The 19,231-nt window shown below is 63.2% G+C and carries 24 protein-coding genes and 1 pseudogene; 6 read left to right on the forward strand and 19 right to left on the reverse strand.

What is annotated here, in order from left to right:
- Window positions 1-130: 130 nt before the first annotated feature.
- The 4 genes from clpX to LN047_RS16465 all read right to left on the reverse strand — a co-directional run bounded on the left by clpX (window position 131) and on the right by LN047_RS16465 (window position 4,420).
- Window positions 131-1,429 carry an ATP-dependent Clp protease ATP-binding subunit ClpX gene (gene clpX / locus LN047_RS16450; protein WP_056318854.1) on the reverse strand — a complete coding sequence of 433 codons (1,299 nt, stop codon included), beginning with the start codon at window positions 1,427-1,429 and terminating at the stop codon, window positions 131-133.
- Window positions 1,430-1,531: 102 nt separating this feature from the next.
- A complete protein-coding gene (gene clpP / locus LN047_RS16455) occupies window positions 1,532-2,185 on the reverse strand; it encodes an ATP-dependent Clp endopeptidase proteolytic subunit ClpP (RefSeq protein WP_056318852.1) in 654 nt (217 codons plus the stop codon).
- A gap of 4 nt (window positions 2,186-2,189) precedes the next feature.
- On the reverse strand, window positions 2,190-3,500 hold the full coding sequence (tig, locus tag LN047_RS16460) for a trigger factor (protein WP_056318847.1): 1,311 nt from the start codon (window positions 3,498-3,500) through the stop codon (window positions 2,190-2,192).
- Between the two features lie 164 nt (window positions 3,501-3,664).
- The gene (locus LN047_RS16465; protein ID WP_056318844.1) at window positions 3,665-4,420 is read right to left on the reverse strand and encodes a M48 family metallopeptidase; all 756 of its coding nucleotides are present in this window, start codon (window positions 4,418-4,420) and stop codon (window positions 3,665-3,667) included.
- A gap of 259 nt (window positions 4,421-4,679) precedes the next feature.
- Here LN047_RS16465 and LN047_RS16470 point away from each other — a divergent pair, with 259 nt between their 5' ends.
- Entirely contained in the window at window positions 4,680-5,225 is a 546-nt protein-coding gene (locus LN047_RS16470; protein ID WP_062840725.1) for a TIGR00645 family protein, read from the forward strand.
- Window positions 5,226-5,318: 93 nt separating this feature from the next.
- On the opposite strand, the gene LN047_RS16475 is transcribed toward LN047_RS16470, so the two are convergent.
- From LN047_RS16475 to LN047_RS16495, 5 genes are all read right to left on the reverse strand, one after another.
- Window positions 5,319-5,525, reverse strand: a complete 207-nt coding sequence (locus tag LN047_RS16475) for a cold-shock protein (RefSeq protein ID WP_042794090.1) — start codon at window positions 5,523-5,525, stop codon at window positions 5,319-5,321.
- Between the two features lie 321 nt (window positions 5,526-5,846).
- Window positions 5,847-6,410 (reverse strand): DUF924 family protein, encoded by a 564-nt coding sequence (locus tag LN047_RS16480; protein ID WP_056324481.1) that lies wholly within the window; start codon window positions 6,408-6,410, stop codon window positions 5,847-5,849.
- A gap of 137 nt (window positions 6,411-6,547) precedes the next feature.
- On the reverse strand, window positions 6,548-6,751 hold the full coding sequence (locus LN047_RS16485; protein WP_006220190.1) for a cold-shock protein: 204 nt from the start codon (window positions 6,749-6,751) through the stop codon (window positions 6,548-6,550).
- A gap of 371 nt (window positions 6,752-7,122) precedes the next feature.
- Window positions 7,123-7,443, reverse strand: coding sequence for a hypothetical protein (locus LN047_RS16490; protein WP_373979610.1), 321 nt, complete (start codon window positions 7,441-7,443; stop codon window positions 7,123-7,125).
- A gap of 92 nt (window positions 7,444-7,535) precedes the next feature.
- A complete protein-coding gene (locus tag LN047_RS16495) occupies window positions 7,536-7,934 on the reverse strand; it encodes a hypothetical protein (RefSeq protein WP_128828502.1) in 399 nt (132 codons plus the stop codon).
- Between the two features lie 123 nt (window positions 7,935-8,057).
- On the opposite strand from LN047_RS16495, the gene LN047_RS16500 reads away from it, so the two are divergent.
- Window positions 8,058-8,363 carry a DUF2513 domain-containing protein gene (locus tag LN047_RS16500; RefSeq protein ID WP_128828503.1) on the forward strand — a complete coding sequence of 102 codons (306 nt, stop codon included), beginning with the start codon at window positions 8,058-8,060 and terminating at the stop codon, window positions 8,361-8,363.
- A gap of 40 nt (window positions 8,364-8,403) precedes the next feature.
- Here the strand turns inward: LN047_RS16500 and LN047_RS16505 are convergent, their stop codons facing one another.
- The 3 genes from LN047_RS16505 to LN047_RS16515 form a co-directional block, all read right to left on the reverse strand.
- The gene (locus tag LN047_RS16505) at window positions 8,404-8,697 is read right to left on the reverse strand and encodes a hypothetical protein (protein ID WP_373979612.1); all 294 of its coding nucleotides are present in this window, start codon (window positions 8,695-8,697) and stop codon (window positions 8,404-8,406) included.
- A gap of 93 nt (window positions 8,698-8,790) precedes the next feature.
- Window positions 8,791-9,189, reverse strand: coding sequence for a RidA family protein (locus tag LN047_RS16510; RefSeq protein ID WP_373979613.1), 399 nt, complete (start codon window positions 9,187-9,189; stop codon window positions 8,791-8,793).
- A gap of 25 nt (window positions 9,190-9,214) precedes the next feature.
- Window positions 9,215-10,372, reverse strand: a complete 1,158-nt coding sequence (locus tag LN047_RS16515; protein ID WP_373979614.1) for a DSD1 family PLP-dependent enzyme — start codon at window positions 10,370-10,372, stop codon at window positions 9,215-9,217.
- 119 nt (window positions 10,373-10,491) lie between these two features.
- Here LN047_RS16515 and LN047_RS16520 point away from each other — a divergent pair, with 119 nt between their 5' ends.
- Window positions 10,492-11,406: a LysR family transcriptional regulator gene (locus tag LN047_RS16520; protein WP_217617529.1), complete on the forward strand. Its 915-nt coding sequence runs from the start codon at window positions 10,492-10,494 to the stop codon at window positions 11,404-11,406.
- A gap of 13 nt (window positions 11,407-11,419) precedes the next feature.
- Here the strand turns inward: LN047_RS16520 and LN047_RS16525 are convergent.
- A pseudogene (locus LN047_RS16525) lies at window positions 11,420-11,818 on the reverse strand (RidA family protein).
- A gap of 166 nt (window positions 11,819-11,984) precedes the next feature.
- Between LN047_RS16525 and LN047_RS16530 the strand changes: the two are divergent.
- Entirely contained in the window at window positions 11,985-12,293 is a 309-nt protein-coding gene (locus LN047_RS16530) for a hypothetical protein (protein ID WP_062840797.1), read from the forward strand.
- 25 nt (window positions 12,294-12,318) lie between these two features.
- Here LN047_RS16530 and LN047_RS16535 read toward each other — a convergent pair whose 3' ends face one another.
- Together LN047_RS16535 and LN047_RS16540 are read right to left on the reverse strand one after the other, a co-directional pair.
- On the reverse strand, window positions 12,319-12,576 hold the full coding sequence (locus tag LN047_RS16535) for a hypothetical protein (RefSeq protein WP_373979616.1): 258 nt from the start codon (window positions 12,574-12,576) through the stop codon (window positions 12,319-12,321).
- A gap of 100 nt (window positions 12,577-12,676) precedes the next feature.
- Window positions 12,677-14,326 (reverse strand): intermembrane transport protein PqiB, encoded by a 1,650-nt coding sequence (locus LN047_RS16540; RefSeq protein ID WP_373979617.1) that lies wholly within the window; start codon window positions 14,324-14,326, stop codon window positions 12,677-12,679.
- Window positions 14,327-14,487: 161 nt separating this feature from the next.
- Here LN047_RS16540 and LN047_RS16545 point away from each other — a divergent pair, with 161 nt between their 5' ends.
- Entirely contained in the window at window positions 14,488-14,973 is a 486-nt protein-coding gene (locus LN047_RS16545; RefSeq protein ID WP_056324451.1) for a GNAT family N-acetyltransferase, read from the forward strand.
- A 38-nt stretch (window positions 14,974-15,011) separates the two neighbouring features.
- Here the strand turns inward: LN047_RS16545 and LN047_RS16550 are convergent, their stop codons facing one another.
- From LN047_RS16550 to aqpZ, 3 genes are all read right to left on the reverse strand, one after another.
- Window positions 15,012-15,320 (reverse strand): hypothetical protein, encoded by a 309-nt coding sequence (locus LN047_RS16550; RefSeq protein ID WP_056324448.1) that lies wholly within the window; start codon window positions 15,318-15,320, stop codon window positions 15,012-15,014.
- A 68-nt stretch (window positions 15,321-15,388) separates the two neighbouring features.
- Window positions 15,389-16,246: a 3-deoxy-8-phosphooctulonate synthase gene (kdsA, locus tag LN047_RS16555; protein WP_128828510.1), complete on the reverse strand. Its 858-nt coding sequence runs from the start codon at window positions 16,244-16,246 to the stop codon at window positions 15,389-15,391.
- Window positions 16,247-16,379: 133 nt separating this feature from the next.
- Window positions 16,380-17,093: an aquaporin Z gene (gene aqpZ / locus LN047_RS16560; protein ID WP_373979619.1), complete on the reverse strand. Its 714-nt coding sequence runs from the start codon at window positions 17,091-17,093 to the stop codon at window positions 16,380-16,382.
- Between the two features lie 203 nt (window positions 17,094-17,296).
- Here aqpZ and LN047_RS16565 point away from each other — a divergent pair, with 203 nt between their 5' ends.
- Complete coding sequence (locus LN047_RS16565) at window positions 17,297-17,836, forward strand: hypothetical protein (protein WP_373979620.1); 540 nt, start codon at window positions 17,297-17,299, stop codon at window positions 17,834-17,836.
- A gap of 37 nt (window positions 17,837-17,873) precedes the next feature.
- Here LN047_RS16565 and LN047_RS16570 read toward each other — a convergent pair whose 3' ends face one another.
- Window positions 17,874-19,094, reverse strand: coding sequence for a diguanylate phosphodiesterase (locus LN047_RS16570; RefSeq protein ID WP_373979621.1), 1,221 nt, complete (start codon window positions 19,092-19,094; stop codon window positions 17,874-17,876).
- Window positions 19,095-19,231: the final 137 nt, after the last annotated feature.

Here is a 19,231-nt window from a genome sequence, read left to right on the forward strand (position 1 = left end):
AAAAGGCCCCAAAAAGGCCCTGGAACCGCCTTCAGTATGCGGCCATGACGGGCGGCTGAAAAGTGCGATCGGGGATGTAGGCGCGCCCTAGGTAAAAAAACCCGTTACTAGAACGGGCTTTTTTGAAATATCAGGCGGCGGCGTCGCGGACTTCCCCGCGCTCCGGCTTCTCTGGCGCGGCATTTTCATCCGCGTAGATCAGCAGGGGCTTGCCCTCGCCTTCGATGGCGTTTTCGTCGAGGACCACGCGCTTGACGTTGCCCTGCGAAGGCAGGTCATACATGGTGTCGAGCAGTGCCTGTTCGATGATGGAACGCAGACCGCGGGCCCCCGTCTTGCGGCGCAGCGCCTTGCGGGCGATGGCCTTGAGCGCAGCCGGACGCACGTCGAGCTCGGCGCCTTCCATGGCGAACAGCTTTTGGAACTGCTTGAGCAAGGCGTTCTTGGGTTCGGTCAGGATCTGGACGAGTGCGGCTTCGTCCAGCTCGTCCAGCGTCGCGACCACGGGCAGACGACCGACCAGTTCGGGAATCAGACCGAACTTGATGAGGTCTTCGGGTTCCACTTCGGAGAAGAGTTCGCCCACGCCGCGTTCGGACTTGGCACGTACCGACGCCGAAAAGCCGATACCCGACTTTTCAGTACGGTCACGGATGACCTTTTCCAGCCCGTCGAAGGCGCCGCCGACGATGAACAGGATGTTGGTGGTGTCGACCTGGACGAAGTCCTGGTTCGGATGCTTGCGGCCACCCTGCGGGGGAACCGATGCCACCGTGCCTTCGATCAGCTTGAGCAGGGCCTGTTGCACGCCCTCGCCCGACACGTCGCGCGTGATGGACGGGTTGTCGGACTTGCGCGAGATCTTGTCGATCTCGTCAATGTAGATGATGGCGCGCTGAGCCTTTTCGACTTCATAGTTGCAGTTCTGCAGCAACTTCTGAATGATGTTTTCGACGTCTTCGCCCACGTAGCCCGCTTCGGTCAGCGTGGTGGCGTCGGCCATGACAAAAGGCACGTTCAGCATGCGAGCCAGCGTCTGGGCCAGGAGCGTCTTGCCGGAGCCGGTGGGCCCGATCAGCATGATGTTGCTCTTGGAGAGCTCGACTTCGTCGCCCTTGATCTCGCCGTGGCGAATGCGCTTGTAGTGGTTGTAGACGGCCACGGCCAGCATGCGCTTGGGCGACGTTTGCCCAATGACGTACTGGTCGAGGAAAGTCTTGATTTCAGCCGGAGTGGGCAGCTCGGAACGAATCGCCGCGCGCGCGGTGGCCTGCGCCTCTTCGCGGATGATGTCGTTGCACAAGTCAATGCATTCATCGCAGATGAATACCGACGGACCCGCGATCAGCTTGCGGACTTCGTGCTGGCTTTTATTGCAAAACGAGCAATGCAGCACCTTAGCGTCTGCCGATCCCTTTTTTTCAGGCATATTTCTTTCGTATCTCAGGTAAAGATGCGCCAGGCCGGGTACATGGCCTAGCGCATGCGCTTACTCAAACATGATGGCAGCGGGTCTGGATCAACCGGGAAGTCAGCCTTCGGACCGGGAGGCCATGACCTTGTCCACCAGTCCATACGATACCGCATCTTCGGCCGACATGAAGTTGTCACGTTCCGTATCCAGCTCGATGCGCTCCATGCTCTGCCCGGTGTTGTGGGCCAGGATGCGGTTCAAGCGCTCGCGCAGGTCCAGGATTTCGCGAGCCTGGATCTGGATGTCGGAGGCCTGCCCTTGGGCGCCGCCCGAGGGCTGGTGGATCATGATGCGCGAGTTGGGCAGGGTGAAACGCTTGCCCTTCTTGCCAGCCGCCAAGAGGAACGCGCCCATGCTGGCCGCAAGGCCGGTGCACAGGGTGGACACGTCCGGCTTGACGAACTGCATGGTGTCAAAAATGGCCATTCCCGCGTACACCGACCCGCCAGGCGAGTTGATGTACAGGGAAATGTCCTTGTCAGGATTCTCCGATTCCAGGAACAGCAACTGAGCCACGACCAGGTTGGCCGTGGCGTCGTTCACCGGCCCCACCAGGAAAATGAGCCGTTCGCGGAGCAGACGCGAATAGATGTCGTAGGCGCGCTCGCCGCGCCCCGACTGCTCGATCACCATGGGAATGTAGCCCAGGCCGGTGGGGGTCACCGAAGACCCGCCATTCATTGCCGCATAGAAATCGGTGAATCTCTGCATAGTGTTACGCCATCCCCATCAACTGATCGAAAGGCACCTTTTCGTCGGTGACCTTGGCCTTTTCCAACACGTGCGCGACGACGTTGTCTTCCAGCACGATAGCCTCGATTTCAGCACGACGCTGGCGGTCTGCCAGGTAATAGCTGACAACCTGGGCGGGTTGTTCGTAGTTCTGGGCGAATTCTTCGATGCGCGCGCGGACCTGTTCCGGCTTGGCTTGCAGCTGAGCTTGCTTGACCAGTTCGGAGACCAGCAGGCCCAGGCGGACACGGCGCTCGGATTCGGTCGAGAATGCTTCGGCCGGGATCGGCACGGATTCGGCATTGGGCACGCCGCGCTGCTTCAGTTCTTCGCGGGCAGCGGAAATACGGCCTTGCACGTCGTTGTCGACCAGGGCCTTCGGCACGTCGAACTTGCCGGCTTCGACCAGGGCGTCCATGACGCTGGACTTGGTGCGGCCTTGCGAACGGACCTTCACTTCGCGCTCGATGTTGCTGCGGATGTCGGCCTTGAGCTTTTCGACGTCGCCTTCGGCTTGGCCGAGCGACTTGGCGAATTCGCTGTTCAGTTCGGGCAGGACGCCTTCAGCCACTTCCTTGATGGTGATGGTGAATTCGGCGGTCTTGCCGGCAACTTCCACGCCTTGGTAGTCATCGGGGAACTTGAGCTGGAAAACCTTGGTTTCGCCAGCCTTCAGGCCACGCGCGGCTTCTTCGAATTCCGGCAGCATGCGGCCTTGGCCGAGCACGAACGGGAAGTCTTCGGCCTTGCCGCCTTCGAACGGCACGCCGTCGATGGTGCCGGCAAAGTCCAGCGTCACACGGTCGCCGTCGGCGCTGGCGCGGCCTTCACGCGCTTCGAACGTGGCGCGTTGCTTGCGCAGCACGTCCAGCGTCTGCTGAACTTCAGCATCGGTGACGGCGGTTTCGTAGCGGGTGACGGCCAGGGCGGACAGGTCCGGCACGGCGACTTCCGGGTAGACCTCGAACGTGGCGGTGAACGCCAGCGTGTCGTCGGAAACGCCTTCCGTCTTGGGCTCGAGGTTCGGGGCGCCGGCGACGCGCAGCTTGGCGCCGTCGATGGCTTGTTCAAAGGCACGGCCAACTTGGCTATTGATCACGTCGTAGCGGATGCTGGGACCATGGCTGCGCTCGAGCATGGCGAGCGGCGCCTTGCCCGGACGGAAGCCGGGGACCTTGGCGGTCCGAGCCACGCGCTTCAATTGCGCCTGGACTTCCTTTTCGACGTCGGCCACCGAGACGGCCAGATCAACACGGCGCTCCAGGCCGGAGAGGGTTTCAACCACAGGCTGCATTAAAAGACCTATTTTCCGAGAGATGAGATTACGGGCGGATAAACGCGGCATTTTACCGGAAACTTCCGGAACCCTGACGCAAAGGGGCGCGAGCCCCGGATTTGCCCGGATGCTCGCGCCCCGTTTATCGCCCAAAAAGCGAGGATCGACGCCTGGCTCAGAGGTTACTTGGCCTTAGCGATGCGGTCTTCGATGTGCTGCGCGCGCTTGGTCGAGGACGGGTGGGAGCTCATCATATCGCTCTTGCCGCCATCCAGCTCGGCCAGCTTCTGGAACGCGGTCACAAGGCCACGCGTATTCTGCTTCTTGGACTGCAGCAGGTCGAACGAATAATCGTCCGCCGCGCTTTCCTGCGATTGCGAGAACTGCGCATTGATGAACTTCTCGGTCAGGTCGCCCAGTTGCGAGGAGCTCAGTTGGGACACGGTCGCGCCGCCCGCCGCGCCAGCCGCGTCACGCGCAGCCGAAACCGTGTAGGCGGTCTGCATCGCCTTCTTGGTGTGGCCCAGCGCCACGTGACCGATTTCGTGGCCGACCACGCCCATCACTTCGTCGTCCGTCATCATGTCCATGAGGCCGCTATAGACGCGGATGCAGCCGTTGGCCATTGCCCAGGCGTTCACGTCCTTGGTGACATAGACCTTGTAGCTGGCTTTCTGGCCATTGACCGTGCTGCCCAGCGACTTGGCGATCTTCTGCAGACGAGCGTCGTATTTGCTGCCCGGCGCGGCGATCTTTTCCTGCGAATCGCTCTGCGCGCATGCCTTGTCCGACAGGGTCTTGATCTCGGCATCGCTCAGCGTGGCCGCCTGGACGACCTTGGCGCCGGCGCCGACGAGCCCACCGATATCCAACGCATGTGCGGCCGAGTAAGGGGCGAGCGCAATGGCCAACGCGGCGACGGTGTAGCGGATCTTCATGGGAACAAACTCCTATTGACTTGTTCTATGCAAACGAGGCGGCAATTCTATATACGCCTCCAGCTTTCGACGTATTTCGGCACAGAGTTTCGCAAATGCGAATTTCGCTTACCAAAAAGCCGAGCGCTTCGAAGGGCGCCATGCTAAGCATCCGGCCCAGCGGCAAGCCGCCGGTTGAAAGAGATGTCCGCTGTCTCATGGCGTTGATAGAATTGCCGCCGCGCATTTTTTCGCAAAACCACAACGGCTCGCACCCATCATGATCCCGAATTCCCCTCCTCGCCTCGGGCTGCTGCCCAATCTCATCTTCAGTTCGCGCTGGCTGCAGCTTCCGCTTTACCTGGGGCTTATCGTCGCGCAGGGCGTCTACGTCATGCTGTTCCTCAAGGAACTGTGGCACCTCGTCACCCACGCCACCAGCTTCGGCGAAATGGAGATCATGCTGATCGTGCTGGGCCTGATCGACGTGGTCATGATCTCCAACCTGCTGGTGATGGTGATCGTTGGCGGCTACGAGACGTTCGTGTCGCGCCTGCGCCTTCAGAACCATCCCGATCAACCGGAATGGCTGAGCCACGTCAACGCCAGCGTGCTGAAAGTGAAGCTGGCCATGGCCATCATCGGCATCTCCTCGATCCACCTGCTGCGCACCTTCATCGAAGCAGGCACGATCGGCACGCCGAATGCGCGCTTCACCGAAGCCGGCGTGATGTGGCAGACCATCATCCACGCCATCTTCATTCTTTCGGCACTGGGGATCGCACTGGTGGACAAGCTCTCGACCGGCAGCAACGCCAAGCACTGAGCGTCCGCGCAAAAAAAAGCCCCCACGCGACAAACGTGGGGGCTTTTTTATGGATAGAACACCGGGCGCACCCGGCGCGCTACCCGAGAGGTCTCAGGCTGCTACCTTGATGTTCTTGGCGCTGGGGCCCTTGGGGCCGGTTCCAACGTCGAAAGTGACCCGCTGGTTTTCCTGCAGCGACTTATAGCCCTCGCTGCGGATTTCGGAGTAGTGAGCGAAAAGATCCTTGCTGCCGTCGTCGGGCATGATGAAGCCATAACCCTTTTCGGCGTTGAACCACTTGACGATGCCGGTTGCCATGGGATGTCCTTGACCTAAAAAGCGATTGCTCGCGGGACGCCAGATCTTCAAGGATGGGAGAGGATAGCAACCGCGGCACCACTGACGGCGACCAAGGAGAACGCAGACCGCGTCGCTTGAGAATCTCGCTGAAACCAGTTTATTGGCGAACCCAGAAAAACGTCAAATGTCCGAAAGGCCTGTTTTTGATCCCGAAAACGGGCTCTACACCCGCTAAAAAGCGCAAGCTAGGCCGCTGGGCGGGGTGAACATTTTCAACTTGCCACGCACCGATACACGTGGAAACCGACACACCCGGCCTGCTTCGCGAGGCTGCGCGTCCTACCCGGCAAATCCGCCGGATTCCAGAAACTCGCGTTCGGCCTGGCTTGTCTGCCGGCCCAGCGCCGCGTTGCGGTGCGGAAAGCGTCCGAAGCGCTTGATGATGTCGCGATGCAGGACGGCCCACTTCACGGCTTCCGCACCCAGCGGTTCCATCAGGGCGACAGCGCGGTTCTGCGCAGCCAGGCTCTCGGCGTGCTCGAACGGCATGTAGAAGAACTGGCGCAGCGACGCATCGACTTCCAGATCATGGCCCGCGGCGATCGCGCGTTCCGCGAAATGCAGCGCCAGCGCGTCGGTGGCGAACATGTGCGCGGTGTCCCGGTAGGCATTGCGGGGAAATTGGTCCAGCAGGATCATGAGCGCGATCGCGCCCGAGGGGTCATCCAGCCAGGCATCGAGCCGGCGCGCGGCTGCTGCCATATGCGCCGCTTCGAAGCGCTGGCGAAAGCTGGCGTCGAACTGTGCGTTCTTGCTGAACCATTGGGGTGGCCCGGCTTGCAGCCAGAAGGCGACCACATCCTGAGGTTGCGTGACAAACGGCGTGGGGGTGGTTGCGGTCATGGCGATGCGTGCATAAGGGTGAGTGCGCTGCCATTCCCAAAAGAATCGATAGCGCGACGGAAAATCAGCCGCCCAGCATAACGCGCAGAAAACAAAAAAGGCCCCGCTAGGGGGCCTTCTTGCGAAAATTCAGAGCCTTACAGGACCTGGATCTTCGTGGCTTGCGGGCCCTTGGGGCCATTGGCCGTCACAAAGCTGACGCGCTGGTTCTCTTCCAGAGACTTGAAGCCCGAGCCCTGAATTTCGGAGAAGTGAGCGAACAGATCCTTGCCACCCGCTTCCGGGGTGATGAAGCCATAACCCTTTTCCGAATTGAACCACTTAACGACGCCGGTTTCCATACTGTATTTCCTAGAGATAATGGGCAAATGCCCGGAGGTCACGAATCAATCAAGGAGGGGACAGTAGAACAATAACGCTGAGCCGGAAAAGGCACCGCACTGATCGAAAATCGCAACGCTTGTGATCGTGTGCCGACACTATCGTTATATTCCCCTCACAAGTCAACATAATCCTAAAAAACACGTGCCAATAATGCAACAAAGAGAAACTGCGCGGTTATTCTGCACGTTTTTAAAGGGTAAACGAGTCCCTGCATAGGTGTTAACACCCATACATCATAAAAAAACAAACAAGGCTTATATAAATGCCATCAAAAGCGCGTACGACCTGCAATACGCCGTTCGGATGACACTATGGTTTGCCGCCAGGCTTACTCGTCGATAGGTAAACCCAACAAGTCGAGCGCCGCGCCAAAAGCATCGGGGCCCGAGCAAAGGAAAACCGCCACGTCGCCGGGGTTCATATTTTCCAGCACTTGGTCGATCTGTTCTTGAGCATTATCAACATTGTCGACATTGGCGGCGTGTATATCCGCTCCGGCATCGACTTTTTCGCGAGGCACGATGTCTGCGATTGCATTGAGATCATCCACGCCCATGACGACATAAGCGCTGATGCTCTCGCCGTCCAGGGTGGTGTGCAGCTCGACGCCGTCCGCTACGTCGGCAACGTGCCGACTGAGTATTTCCATTTCCATCTTCCTTGATTTGCGGGCTGAGCCCGCCTGGGCACGCACCTCACAGGTGCACACGCACGCCCAGGCGCGACTATAACAGCCTTAGGCTAACGTTTCTTGACGCTGGGGCCAAGCGACTGGCGAGCAGCCCCGGAAGTGGCCGCCACGGTACGGCAACGCACCCCGGCTTCGGCCAGCACCCGTGCCAGCGGCTTCTGGGCGGCGAGGAACGCCGTCTTTTCGTCGGCGGCCAGCTTGCAGATGAACAACTGAGCCTGGAGTTGCGTGCGGCGCGCCTTGCGGTTGTCCGCTTCCTTGGCGAGCCATTCGCCCACCCAGGCCGCGGCAGCCTCGGCATCGCCCTGCTGCTTGACGTGCCCGAGCAGGTCGTAGACGGTCACGCCGTCGATGCGCTCATCCTCGCCGCGGGAGAGGAACAGCTTGGCGGACTGGCCCGTGTAGCCTGGGACGACCGCCAGACAATCCCGTTCTGCGGGTTTTTTCATGGTGTTTTCGAATGTGGTTTAGCAAGAACCCCGGACTGTAACGCAGGCGCGCCCGCCGTCCTATTGCCGTCGTGGAAGTCTGCTATCGTCAACGTGTTCTTTCATCCCAACATGGTGGACATCATGCAACGCGATTTCGATCTGGTCGTCACGATTCTGGGCGCCCTGCGCGACGCCCCCGGCCCCAACCTGAGCACGCACGACATCAAGAACGCCGCCCTGGCGCCGCACCCCGAAGAGCAAGGCCTGCAGCTCATCGCGCATCATCTGGACCTGCTGGAAGATGCCGGCCTGGTCAAGCAGATCAGCGAGACTGCGGCGACCGCTGGCGCCACGCGCTGGCGCATCACGTGGAAGGGCTACGACGCCCTGGAGCAGGATGAGGACGACGAAGACGAAGACGACGAAGACTTCGACGCCGAAGAATGAGACGCTGCGCCGAAAGGCGCAGCCTGACGTTCCGCTCGGCTTAGCGCAATGATTGCGCCGTTTGCCGGCGTTGCCGGATGCGCCGCGTCAACAGCGCCGCAGCGGCGCCGATCACGAGGCTGAACATGAAGGCGGCGATCGACAGCATCGCCGCCAGTTCATCGAATCCCCCCTGCCGCGACAACACCAGCACGGCCACGAATATCGCCGCCGACCACGCGACAAGGCCGATCAGCAGCTGCTTGAACGTCCGCAGGCGGCCGCACAAGGCGCCGCCGGCAAGCGCGGCGGCCACCATGGCAGCCATGGACCAGAACAAATACTCGTAGTGCATGGGGACGGTCTCCGCCAGGGGCATTGAGGCGCACGCATTATAGGCGGCGCCTGCGTGCCGCCGTTTGCTCCCCTGCCCGGCCGCGAACCCCGGTCAGGCCAACGCCACCACGCTGATTTCCACCAGCGCGCCGTAGTGCAGTTCTCGGGTGGGCACGATGGCGCGGGCTGGCCGGTGGCTGCCAAAGCATTCCTCGTACACCGCGTTGACCTCATCCCACAAGCTGACGTCCGGGATGTACACGGTCACGTTGACCACCGACGACAGCGAGGAACCGGCAGCCTCCAGGATTGCGCGCACGCTGCGCAGCGCCTGCCGCGTCTGGCCTGCCGCATCCGCCGCCAGAACGGGGCGCATGCCCGGTGCGGCTGGCGGCAAAAAGCCTAACTGCCCCGAGACGAAGACGAACCCGTTGGCGCGAATCGCCTGAGAATAATGGCCCGCGGGCGGGGTGGCGTCGGGCGTCTGGATGAGGTCCATGCGAGCGTCCATGTGAGCGTCCATGTTGATGCGCGGCTTACCAGCCACGGAAGCGTTCCCAGTGCGCCACCACGCCCGGCTCTCCGGTGCGCACGACCTCGTAGGCGTCGTGCTGAGCGCACGTCGCGCAAGCGTGGTTCGGCACGATACGCACTTTGGCGCCGATCGGCAGGTCGGGCAACACCGCGTTGCTGCCGGGGCGTACCTTGATGATGCCTTGCTCCTGGTTGGTTTCGGCAAGCAGCACGTCCGGGTAGACCGCGCCGTCCACGTCGCACACCAGGCCGTACAACTGGTCCACCGGCTGTTTTGCCGTGCCACGATCCCGCGACATGGCCATCCACCCAGCGTCCACCAGGATCCAGCCCTTATCGGGCTGATGGCCGATAACTGTGGTCAGCACCGTGGCGGCGATGTCGTCCACGCTGCACACCCCCAGGCCGGCCATCACGAGATCAAAGAAGACGTACACGCCGGCACGGACTTCCGTGACGCCTTCGAGGTTGCGGGCAAAGTGCGCGGTGGGCGTTGAGCCGACGCTGACCACCGGGCACGGCAACCCCGCGTCGCGAATCGCCTGAGCGCAACTGACGGCGGCCCACCGCTCCTGTTCGGCCATATCCGCGATCGCCTCGACGCTACGGCAGCCATACGATTCGCCCGCGTGCGTCATGACGCCGCGCAGGCAGGCGCCCTCTTCGTGCAGCACGCGCGCAATGGCCAGCAACTGGGCGGTGTCCTTGCGCTGCACGCCGGCGCGGTGGCCGTCGCAATCAATTTCGATCAGCGCCGGGATGGCATCGCCGGCAGCCTTGGAACGCCCCGACACCGCGCGCGCGGCCTCGATGCTGTCGACCACCACCGTCAGATCGATGCCGCGCTGGCGCAAGGCCAGCACGCGGTCGAGCTTGGACGGAGACACGCCGACGGCATACAGCAGATCCGTGACGCCGGCGGCCGCGAATTGCTCGGCCTCCTGCAGCGTCGAGACGGCGGCTGGCCCTTGCGGGGTCGTCATGAGACGGCGCGCGACCTCGATGGATTTGGGCGTTTTCAGATGGGGACGCAACCTGACGCCGTGGCCGGCCATCAGGGCGTTCAGCCGGTTTATGTTTCGCGTCATGCGCGTTTCGTCCAGCAGCAGGCAGGGCGTTTCCAGGGAATCCAGGGTGGGCGCGGGGCTGTCCAGGGGCATGGGAATCTCTTGAGGGATGAGGCGGGCACGGCTGGCCCGTGGGGATCAGGACGAAGTATGGCGCGCTCGCCACTTCCCATGTTTAATTCGAAATTAATATCCCATTAAGACCAGCCTGAATGATTACGACCGACGACCTGCGCTTTTTCCTGAGTCTTTCCACTGCCGGCTCGCTGGCGCAGGCGGCGCGCTCGCTGGACGTGACGCCCCCAGCCGTCACGCAGCGGCTCAATGCGCTGGAAAAGCGGCTGGGCGTGAGACTGGTCAACCGATCGGCCCGCGGCATCGCACTGACCGACGAGGGCCGCCTGCTGGCCATGCGCGCGGGGCAGATAAGTCATGATCTGACGGTGCTGGCCGATGAACTTGCGGGCAGGCGCGGCGTTGTGGCGGGGCATCTGCGGGTGGTGGCGCCGCTGGGCTTTGGCCAGCGCTACATCGCCCCGCTGGTGGCCGACTTCCGATCGCGCAGCGAAAACGTAACGGCCAGCCTGACACTGTCGGACGGCCCTCCCCGCCTGGCGTCGGACAACTGGGACGTCATGGTGCACATTGGCGAACTGCGCGACTCCACCCTTGTCGCGCACCCGCTGGCGCCGAACCGGCGCATGCTGTGCGCGTCGCCTGCGTACCTGAAGCGGCGCGGCACGCCGGGCATGCCTGAAGACCTGCGCAACCATGACTGCATCGCCTTGCGCGAGAACGACGAAGACGTGACGCTGTGGCGGTTCAGGCGCGCCCGGGGCGCAGCAGTCGGGGTTCGCATCGCGCCCGTGTTGTCGTGCAACGCGGGGGCCACTGCGCTCGAGTGGGCGTTGGGCGGACACGGCATCGTCGCGCGTTCGGAATGGGACGTGGCCACGCACGTCCGTGCGGGCGCGCTGGTCCCGTTGCTGGCCGGCTGGAGCCTGCCCGATGCGAATGTGGTGGCGCTGGTGAAATCGCGGCAGGAACTGTCCGCGCGCACGGCAGGGTTTCTGGCGGCGCTGCGCGCGGCGTTCGCCGCGCCGCCCTGGCGCGGCGGGGCGTCCTAGGCGGAAGGACGGCTCAATCGAGCATCGCTTCCGCTTCGATCTCGATCAGCCATTCGGGCAACGACAACCCGCTGACGATGATCCACGACGACGGCGGCGGATCGACCTTGAAACGGTCGCGAAGGGCCTGCGCCACGACCTCCTGTTCGGTGCTGACCGTATCGCAAATGTAGATCCGCAGCATGATGACCTGCGACAGATTGCCGCCCGCGGCCGCCAGGACACGTTCCACGTTGTCCAGCGCCGCTTCGGTCTGCACTTGCAGCCCGGGCCCGACCGTGCGCTCATTGGCATCAACGCCGACCTGGCCGGACAGCAGCATGCGGCGTTGTCCGGTAACGATCACCGCCTGGCTGAAACCTTACTGCACGGAATTGAACACCGTATCGGGATTGACGACGACTCGGGACATGGGCTTCTCCTGTGCAGTCCGGCGTGGGACGGCTGATCATTCTAGCAATCGCACTGCGGACGACGAAGCGCCAGCGGCACCGCGCGTCGAGTCGACCAAACGCGGTATGGAGCCGCGGCACGGCGTTTGCTACGCTGGACTGGTCTGTTCAGCCAGGGTCACGGCCATGAGCGAGAAGATCCGAGTTCTATGCATCCAGCCCGCCACGACGTCCGCGCGTTTCGCGTTCCTGGTGATTGCCCTGAAATGGTCATTGGGCGCCACGCCCCGGCCGTCGCGCCTGCAGATCGGACCGCATGATCTGGCGCCCGAAGGATCGGAAGGCGCTTTCTGGCAGTTTGCGCTGCGGCACGCGTTTTCCAGCCAGTCCATCCTGGTCACGCGTGGCGAGCATTGGGATGTGTCGGCGTCGGTGGACGGCGACGAAGTCCGCGCCTTCGGGCGGACTTTTGCGCTGAGGCAGTGTCTTTTCTGACCCTGCGGTGCGCTAGGCCTGCGTCTCAGGCGTCGACTGGCGCCTTACGGTGATAGCCCGCAAGCTCTTCGGCCGTCCAGCGCTGACGCGCCTCGTCCTGACAGCAGGTGCGATACACCAGCGCCCCGACGTCCAGAAAACGCTTCACGTCGGCGTCCGACAGCTTTCCCTGCACCTGCAACAGGCAGTCGGCCAAGGTGGAAAGCACGCCGTCCCAGCCGTCAAACCTGCCAGGCGCCACCGGCAACGTGATCATGCGCGCCATCATTTCACTATGGTCCATGCTGAGTCTCCCCTCTGTCGCGGCGCCGCTCGATCCGCTCTCGCCTGGCGCCCCCGGGATGGCTTGCAGCAAGTGGCGTTCCCGATGGGAAACGTAGGGTTCAACGCGCTGGCGCCCGCCCAGTCACCGGATCCGGCGCGCGCCCCCGCAACAGCGACCCCGGATGGGCTTGCAGGTAGTCGGCCAATTCGCGCAACGACCGCGCGGTGCGGGCCAGTTCCTGCAGCAGCGTGCTCGTGTTGACCGGCAGGCCCGCATCGGAACTCAGCAAGCCGCCCACCGCGCCCAGCGATCGGCTGGCTTGGCGCAGCATCGCGGACGCTTCGGGCGCAAGCTGCGTGTCCAGCCGCTTTACCAGCCTGGACGTGCCCTGCAGCAGGTTGCCCAGTTCCGCGCCCAGGCCCTCCAGCGGGATCTTCTCGATCTTGGTCAGAATGGAGTTCAGTTGCAGTTGCAGCTGATCGAGGTTGTTTGGCACCGTGGGGATGAAAGGCGCCTCTTCCATCTTGAATGTGACGGGCTTGGCATCAGGAAACACCGCCATCGCAATGTACAGCTGGCCCGTCAGCAGGTTGCCGATGCGCAATTGCGCACGCAGGCCCTGTTCGATCATGGCCGCCATCAGCTTGCCGCTGGGATGCTCCAGCGACGATCCGGAATACTCCCGGATCTCTTCGAACGTCTTCGCGCCCAGCCGCTCCGGGTACAGCGTGGCATCCACCAGCGCGTAGAACTGGTTGGTCGTGCGGTCCAATTCCAGCCCGATGGCGTCGACCTGGCCGACCGAGGCGCCGAACGCGTCGATCGGGGCACCGACCGAAAGGCCCCGCACCGACTGGTCAAACCGCATGCGGATATGCAACGGCATGCCATCCGGCTGCGCCCGCGCAGCGGTTTCCGAGGGGTAGATGACGAACGTGGCCTCCGGCTTGGCCGCGGCATGATGGCGGGTCTCTATCGAATCGAAGGCGACGCCCCCCACGATCACGGACAGCAGGGATTGCGAGCGCACTTCAAGCCCCCGCGCATCCACCGAGAAATCCACGCCGCTCGCATTCCAGAAGCGCGTGCCTTCGTTCACGTATGCATCGTTCGGCGCATCCACGAACACCTGGATGTCCACCCCCTTGCCGGTGCTGTCCAGGCGGTAGCTCACAACCTGTCCCACCGCGATGCGCCGGTAATAGACCGGCGAGCCGATATCCAGCGATCCCAGGTCGTGGCCCTTGAGCGTGAAGCGCTTGCCCGGCCGGTCCTGTGTCACTTCGGGCGGGACCTCCAGGCCGACGAACGCGAATTTGGTTGCCTTGCCGGGATCGACGCCGCCGCGCAGGCCAGCCGGATCCAGGCCGATGTAGGCGCCGGACAGCAAGGTGCTCAGGCCGGAGACGCCGCTAAGCGTGAGCCGGGGCCGCACCACCCAGAACAAGGTGCCCTCTTGCAAGAGGCCTGCCGCCTCCTTGTTGAGCCGCACCGTCGCGATCACGCCCGTTCTGTCTGCGTTGAGCGCCACGCGCTCCACAACGCCGACATTCACCTCCTTGTATCGGACCTGCGTCTTGCCCGCCTCCAGCCCTTCTGCCGTCTGGAAACTGATCGTGGCCTGCGGACCGGCGTCCATCCAGACCTTCAACACCAGCAGCAAGCCGCCCAGCGCCGCGACGATCGGCACCAGCCAGATCCAGGAAAACCGGCGGCCACGGCGGGCCGGCGGGCGCTTTTGAGCAGCAGCAGGAGCAGTCTCGGGCATTGAAGGCATCCTTCGTGAGCACGCGTCCGGACTCTGGGTGCAATCCCGGTAAAGCGTCGCGCCAGCGGGGCCGCCGCGCAACAAGGGTAATCCCGACGTTTGCGCATGCCCGCTGCGCAAAGAAAGAGTAGGATAGCCATCCCAGTAAACAGGAAACTTCCGTGAATATCGAAATCCGTCCTGCCGTGCCTTCGGACGCGGCCCAGATCCATGCCTTCATCACCGAACTGGCGGTCTACGAGCGCGCCGCCCATGAGGTGATCGCCAGCGCTGAAGATGTCGAGCGCACCTTGTTTGCGCAAGGCGCGCCGGCCCGCGCGTTGATGTGCCTGGTCGAGGGCAAGGCCATCGGCTACGCCGTCTATTTCTACAGCTACTCAACCTGGCTTGGAAAGAACGGCATCTACCTGGAGGATCTGTACGTCACGCCCGAACATCGAGGCATCGGCGCGGGACGCGATCTGCTGCGCCATCTGGCGCGCGAGGCGGTCGCAAACGATTGCGGGCGGCTTGAATGGAGCGTGCTGGACTGGAACCAGCCCGCGATCGATTTCTATCAATCCATTGGCGCCCTGCCTCAGGACGAATGGGTGCGCTATCGGATGGCCGGCGACGCATTGCGCAATTTCGCCGAAGGCCGCCGCTGAAGTGGCCACTTCGGCAGCCACTCAGGCAGCCAGACCGATCAGAACTCCGGCAGGTCGAACAGCGTGTGCAAGGTGGAGCTGGGCACCGGGACGGACGCGAGATGCTCGCGTCCCCGGGCATCCACCAGCACGCGCACCGCGCGCGATGCGACGGTCAGGCCGTCCACGCTGATTGCGGTCTCGACCTCGGCGCCTTCCTTGAGAAGTTCAATGACTTCGGAGGCTGCCGCCGTCGTGGGCTCCGAGATCCACCCGGGAACGCCGCGCACGGCCTGCCCCCAGCGCACGTAGGCGATATGGCCACTCATGGCCTCCTTGCGCACGGCGACGATCACATACAAAGACATCCAGGCCTCCCTAATGTGTGGCCTGGATCGTATAACAGCTTGACGTCCGCGGCGTGACCGCGCCAGCTTCAGGGCTCGATGTCGATGGGCGCAAAAGACTTCACCAGGTCGTCAAGCTGCTTGAGTTGCGTCAGGAAGGGCTCCAGCTTGTCCAGCGGCAAAGCGCTGGGACCGTCGCACTTTGCGTTCTTGGGATCGGGATGGGCTTCCAGGAAGAGGCCCGCCAGACCGACCGCCATGCCCGCGCGCGCCAGTTCGGCCACCTGTTCGCGGCGCCCGCCGGATGCGGCGTCCAGGGCCGATCGCTGCTGCAGCGCGTGGGTCACGTCAAAGATAAGCGGACGGTTGCCGGACACTTTTTTCATCACGCCAAAGCCCAGCATGTCGACGACCAGGTTGTCGTAGCCGAAGCTCGTGCCGCGATCGCAGAGAATCAGCTTGTCGTTGCCGGCCTCGGTGAACTTCTCGACGATGTTGAGCATTTGCGTGGGACTGAGGAACTGCGGCTTCTTGATGTTGACCACGCGTTGCGTCTTGGCCATCGCGACGACCAGGTCGGTCTGGCGGGCCAGGAATGCGGGCAGTTGCAGGATGTCGGCGACTTCGGCGACCGGCGCGGCCTGCCAAGGCTCGTGCACGTCGGTGATGACCGGAACGCCGAACTCCTTTTTCACGGCTTCGAAGATCTTCATGCCCTCCTCCAGTCCGGGACCGCGATACGAATGGATGGACGAGCGGTTGGCCTTGTCGAACGACGCCTTGAAGACGTAGGGGATGCCCAGTTTGCGCGTCACGCGCTGGTATTCCTCGCAAGCGCGCAGCGCCAATTCCTTGGATTCCAGGACATTGATGCCGCCGAACAGCACGAAAGGCCGATCGTTCGCGCAGGCGATCGAGGAGGAAATTACGACTTCTGGGGCGGTCATGATGGGAATCCTGTAAAGGTAAGGCAGGTGATAGTGCGTAATGTACAACCTGCCTCACCGCCACATCATCTGGCTGGCCCCATTTTCCTGCCCGCGGTAACCCTAAATCACGCACGCGTCGCGGATTGGCGCGTCATGCGCGCTCGAGCGCCGGATCGCTGACCAGCCGGTAGGCCACCGCGCCGATGATCGCGCCCACGATGGGAGCCACCCAGAACAGCCACAACTGCTCCAGCGCCCAGCCGCCTACAAAAAGTGCCGGCCCGGTCGACCGCGCCGGATTCACCGACGTGTTGGTGACCGGGATGCTGATGAGGTGGATGAGGGTCAGCGCGAAGCCGATGGGAATGGCGGCAAAGCCCGCCGGCGCGCGCCGGCTGGTCGCGCCAAGAATCACGAAGATAAAGCCGGCCGTCAGCACCAATTCGGTCACCAGCGCAGACAGCAATGTGTATTTGCCGGGTGAATACGCGCCATAGCCATTGGCGGCAAAATGGCTTGCCCGCAGGTCAAAGCCCAGCTTGCCGTTTGCGATGCATGCCAGGACCGCCGCCGCCGCAATCGCGCCCAGCACCTGCACGATGACGTAAGGCAGGATCTCCTTGGCGGGAAAGCGTCCGCCCGCCACCAGCCCCACCGTGACCGCAGGATTGAAGTGCCCGCCGGAGATGTGACCCACTGCGAAGACCATCGTCAGGACGGTCAGGCCAAAAGCCAGCGCCACGCCCAAAAATCCGATGCCAAACTGCGGAAATCCGGCGGCTAGCACCGCCGCGCCGCACCCGCCCAGTACCAGCCAGAACGTGCCGAAGAACTCCGCGCCGCAACGCTTGGGTAATGAATACATGACCACTCCTCGATATCGGAAGCCCTAAGGTCGCGGCGGGCGCGAAGGTAATGGTCAAAATAGCCGGATGGCGGGTGCTCTGGGATCGGACAGATGGGGGATGCGGGGGAACGACATTCAATGTCCAACTCACCCAGCTTCGTTGACGGCAAAAAACGGCGAGTGCTATGTTTTCAGCGGCCAGCCTTCACCGGAGGAACACCGTGAAACTGCTACTCGCATTTGCTCCCTTCATCGCCTTCGCGTTGCTGGAGCACCGAATCGGCACGCATGCGGCCCTGGTAGCGGCGACCGCCGTAGCCGCCCTGCTGGTGATACGGGACTGGTTCATTCTTCATGTTTCGCCCAAGACGCTGGAAGTGGGCTCGCTGATCCTGTTTGGCGCGCTCGCCTTCGCGACGCGCTTCGCGGGCTTCAGCCCGTCCCTGCTGAGCGTTCGGCTGCTGGTGGACGCGGGCCTCCTGGCAATCGTGCTGGGCTCGATCTTTGCCGGCCGGCCCTTCACGATTCAGTACGCGAAGGAACGCGTGTCGCCTGAAGTCGCCGCCCTGCCGGCGTTCCGGCGCACGGCCGAGCGGATCGCCTGGGCATGGGCGGCCGCCTTCATGGTCATCGTCGTCGCGGATCTGGCGATGATGACCGTGCCGGCGTTCACCGCCACCGCGGGTACGGTCGTCATCCTGGCGGCGCTGGCTGCCGCGGCCTGGTTTACCGCCTGGTTGCCGATGGCGGCCAAGCGGTGACGGCGGCTGAGAACGCCGTCCCGACGCCAGCAGAACGTCAATCCGCCTGAACGCGCTCGGGCCACCGCACGTCGGGCACTGCATTCAGGGCGGGCTTTGCGAACAGATAGCCCTGAAAGCGTTCGAAACCGGCGGCCTGGAGCCAGCACCATTCCTCGACCCGTTCCACGCCCTCCGCGACGGGCGTGATGCCCATGGCGCTGCAAGCGCGCGCAATGCCGCAAACGATCGCCTGGCGGGGGCCGTCCAGATGAATGTTCTGGATGAGTTGCCGGTCGATCTTGAGCTTGTCCGGCTGAAATTCGGCCAGCAACGACAGGCCCGCGAACCCTGCCCCGAAATCATCGATCGCGACACCGATGCCTGCCCGGCGCAGGCGTGCGATCGCGTCCCTGAAGGCGAACGGGCGCTCAATGGCTTCCTGTTCGGTGATTTCCACGATCACGTGCTGCGGCAAGAGGTCGCAGGCCGCAATCTGATCCACCAGGCGGCTGACCGCCGACGGGTCTTCGATCAGCGACATCGGCAGCAGGTTGACCGACAGCTTCACATTGTCCAGACCCAACCGCCGCGCCAGTTCGAATGCCGCGGCTTTCGATTCCAGATCGACGCGGTAACGCTGGGCGGGATCGAGACTGGCGAACATCTGCTCGGGGGATTCTCCGGATCTGCCGCGGATCAGGAACTCGAAGGATGTGACCTCGCGCCGCATGGGATCGACGATTGGTTGCAGCGCAAAGGGATACGCGCGGGCGGGCGCGGCGGGGTCTTCCTGGATCGCAGCCGCGCCGCTCGCCGCAAACCGCCAGTTGGCAGCATCCTCGCCCTCGACGATATGATCGGTCCCCCGCGCGGCGGCATACCAGCCCAGGATCTTCACGACCCGGTCGTCTCCACGCGCCAGCCGGGCGGAAACTGTCATTTTGGCAAGAATGCGTGAGGACACCTCTTGCGGGCTGAGCTCGCGCAGATCAAGCAAGGCCATCGCATCGCCACCGAACCGGCGGGCCGGCCCCTGGTCCTGCATCAGCAGCACGACGTTCTTGTGGGCGTCGTCGCGCCGTATCGAATCGAAAAGGCGCGATACCGCTTCATCGGGCCCTTCCAACAGCTGCACGAAGTGCACACCGTCAAAGAGCATGATGCCGGTCACGTCCAATGCGGCGTTGCGCGCCCGGGCGGGCGTCAACAGATCGCTCAGATCCTGCGCATTCATGGTGCCGACAGCACGGCTGCGGTATATCAGTGTGGAAATCATGTCGTGTTCTTTCACGAACGGGTCGGACGTGGGTGAGGCGCCGCGGCGGAGCCCTGAGGCGGCGGGCGGGGGTACGCGAAGCATGGAATGGACGCGAGGCAAGCAAGCCTGGCAGTCGGGCCAAGTTCAGCGGCGCG

Origin of the sequence: Achromobacter sp. JD417 (assembly GCF_041879325.1) — a bacterium.
Taxonomy (GTDB): Bacteria; Pseudomonadota; Gammaproteobacteria; order Burkholderiales; family Burkholderiaceae_B; genus Achromobacter; species Achromobacter mucicolens.

Excerpts from the sequence above, each read along its gene's own strand:
- LN047_RS16475 (WP_042794090.1), bottom strand. The coding sequence starts at position 5,525 with ATGGCAACCGGCATCGTCAAGTGGTTCAACGCCGAAAAGGGTTATGGC.
- tig (WP_056318847.1), bottom strand. The coding sequence starts at position 3,500 with ATGCAGCCTGTGGTTGAAACCCTCTCCGGCCTGGAGCGCCGTGTTGAT.
- LN047_RS16500 (WP_128828503.1), top strand. The coding sequence starts at position 8,058 with ATGCAACGCGATTTCGATCTGGTCGTCACGATTCTGGGCGCCCTGCGC.
- LN047_RS16505 (WP_373979612.1), bottom strand. The coding sequence starts at position 8,697 with ATGCACTACGAGTATTTGTTCTGGTCCATGGCTGCCATGGTGGCCGCC.
- LN047_RS16490 (WP_373979610.1), bottom strand. The coding sequence starts at position 7,443 with ATGGAAATACTCAGTCGGCACGTTGCCGACGTAGCGGACGGCGTCGAG.
- LN047_RS16470 (WP_062840725.1), top strand. The coding sequence starts at position 4,680 with ATGATCCCGAATTCCCCTCCTCGCCTCGGGCTGCTGCCCAATCTCATC.
- LN047_RS16530 (WP_062840797.1), top strand. The coding sequence starts at position 11,985 with ATGAGCGAGAAGATCCGAGTTCTATGCATCCAGCCCGCCACGACGTCC.
- LN047_RS16510 (WP_373979613.1), bottom strand. The coding sequence starts at position 9,189 with ATGGACGCTCGCATGGACCTCATCCAGACGCCCGACGCCACCCCGCCC.
- LN047_RS16495 (WP_128828502.1), bottom strand. The coding sequence starts at position 7,934 with ATGAAAAAACCCGCAGAACGGGATTGTCTGGCGGTCGTCCCAGGCTAC.
- LN047_RS16515 (WP_373979614.1), bottom strand. The coding sequence starts at position 10,372 with ATGCCCCTGGACAGCCCCGCGCCCACCCTGGATTCCCTGGAAACGCCC.
- aqpZ (WP_373979619.1), bottom strand. The coding sequence starts at position 17,093 with ATGTATTCATTACCCAAGCGTTGCGGCGCGGAGTTCTTCGGCACGTTC.
- LN047_RS16570 (WP_373979621.1), bottom strand. The coding sequence starts at position 19,094 with ATGATTTCCACACTGATATACCGCAGCCGTGCTGTCGGCACCATGAAT.
- LN047_RS16550 (WP_056324448.1), bottom strand. The coding sequence starts at position 15,320 with ATGTCTTTGTATGTGATCGTCGCCGTGCGCAAGGAGGCCATGAGTGGC.
- LN047_RS16465 (WP_056318844.1), bottom strand. The coding sequence starts at position 4,420 with ATGAAGATCCGCTACACCGTCGCCGCGTTGGCCATTGCGCTCGCCCCT.
- LN047_RS16540 (WP_373979617.1), bottom strand. The coding sequence starts at position 14,326 with ATGCCCGAGACTGCTCCTGCTGCTGCTCAAAAGCGCCCGCCGGCCCGC.
- LN047_RS16520 (WP_217617529.1), top strand. The coding sequence starts at position 10,492 with ATGATTACGACCGACGACCTGCGCTTTTTCCTGAGTCTTTCCACTGCC.
- LN047_RS16535 (WP_373979616.1), bottom strand. The coding sequence starts at position 12,576 with ATGGACCATAGTGAAATGATGGCGCGCATGATCACGTTGCCGGTGGCG.
- kdsA (WP_128828510.1), bottom strand. The coding sequence starts at position 16,246 with ATGACCGCCCCAGAAGTCGTAATTTCCTCCTCGATCGCCTGCGCGAAC.
- LN047_RS16480 (WP_056324481.1), bottom strand. The coding sequence starts at position 6,410 with ATGACCGCAACCACCCCCACGCCGTTTGTCACGCAACCTCAGGATGTG.
- clpX (WP_056318854.1), bottom strand. The coding sequence starts at position 1,429 with ATGCCTGAAAAAAAGGGATCGGCAGACGCTAAGGTGCTGCATTGCTCG.
- clpP (WP_056318852.1), bottom strand. The coding sequence starts at position 2,185 with ATGCAGAGATTCACCGATTTCTATGCGGCAATGAATGGCGGGTCTTCG.
- LN047_RS16485 (WP_006220190.1), bottom strand. The coding sequence starts at position 6,751 with ATGGAAACCGGCGTCGTTAAGTGGTTCAATTCGGAAAAGGGTTATGGC.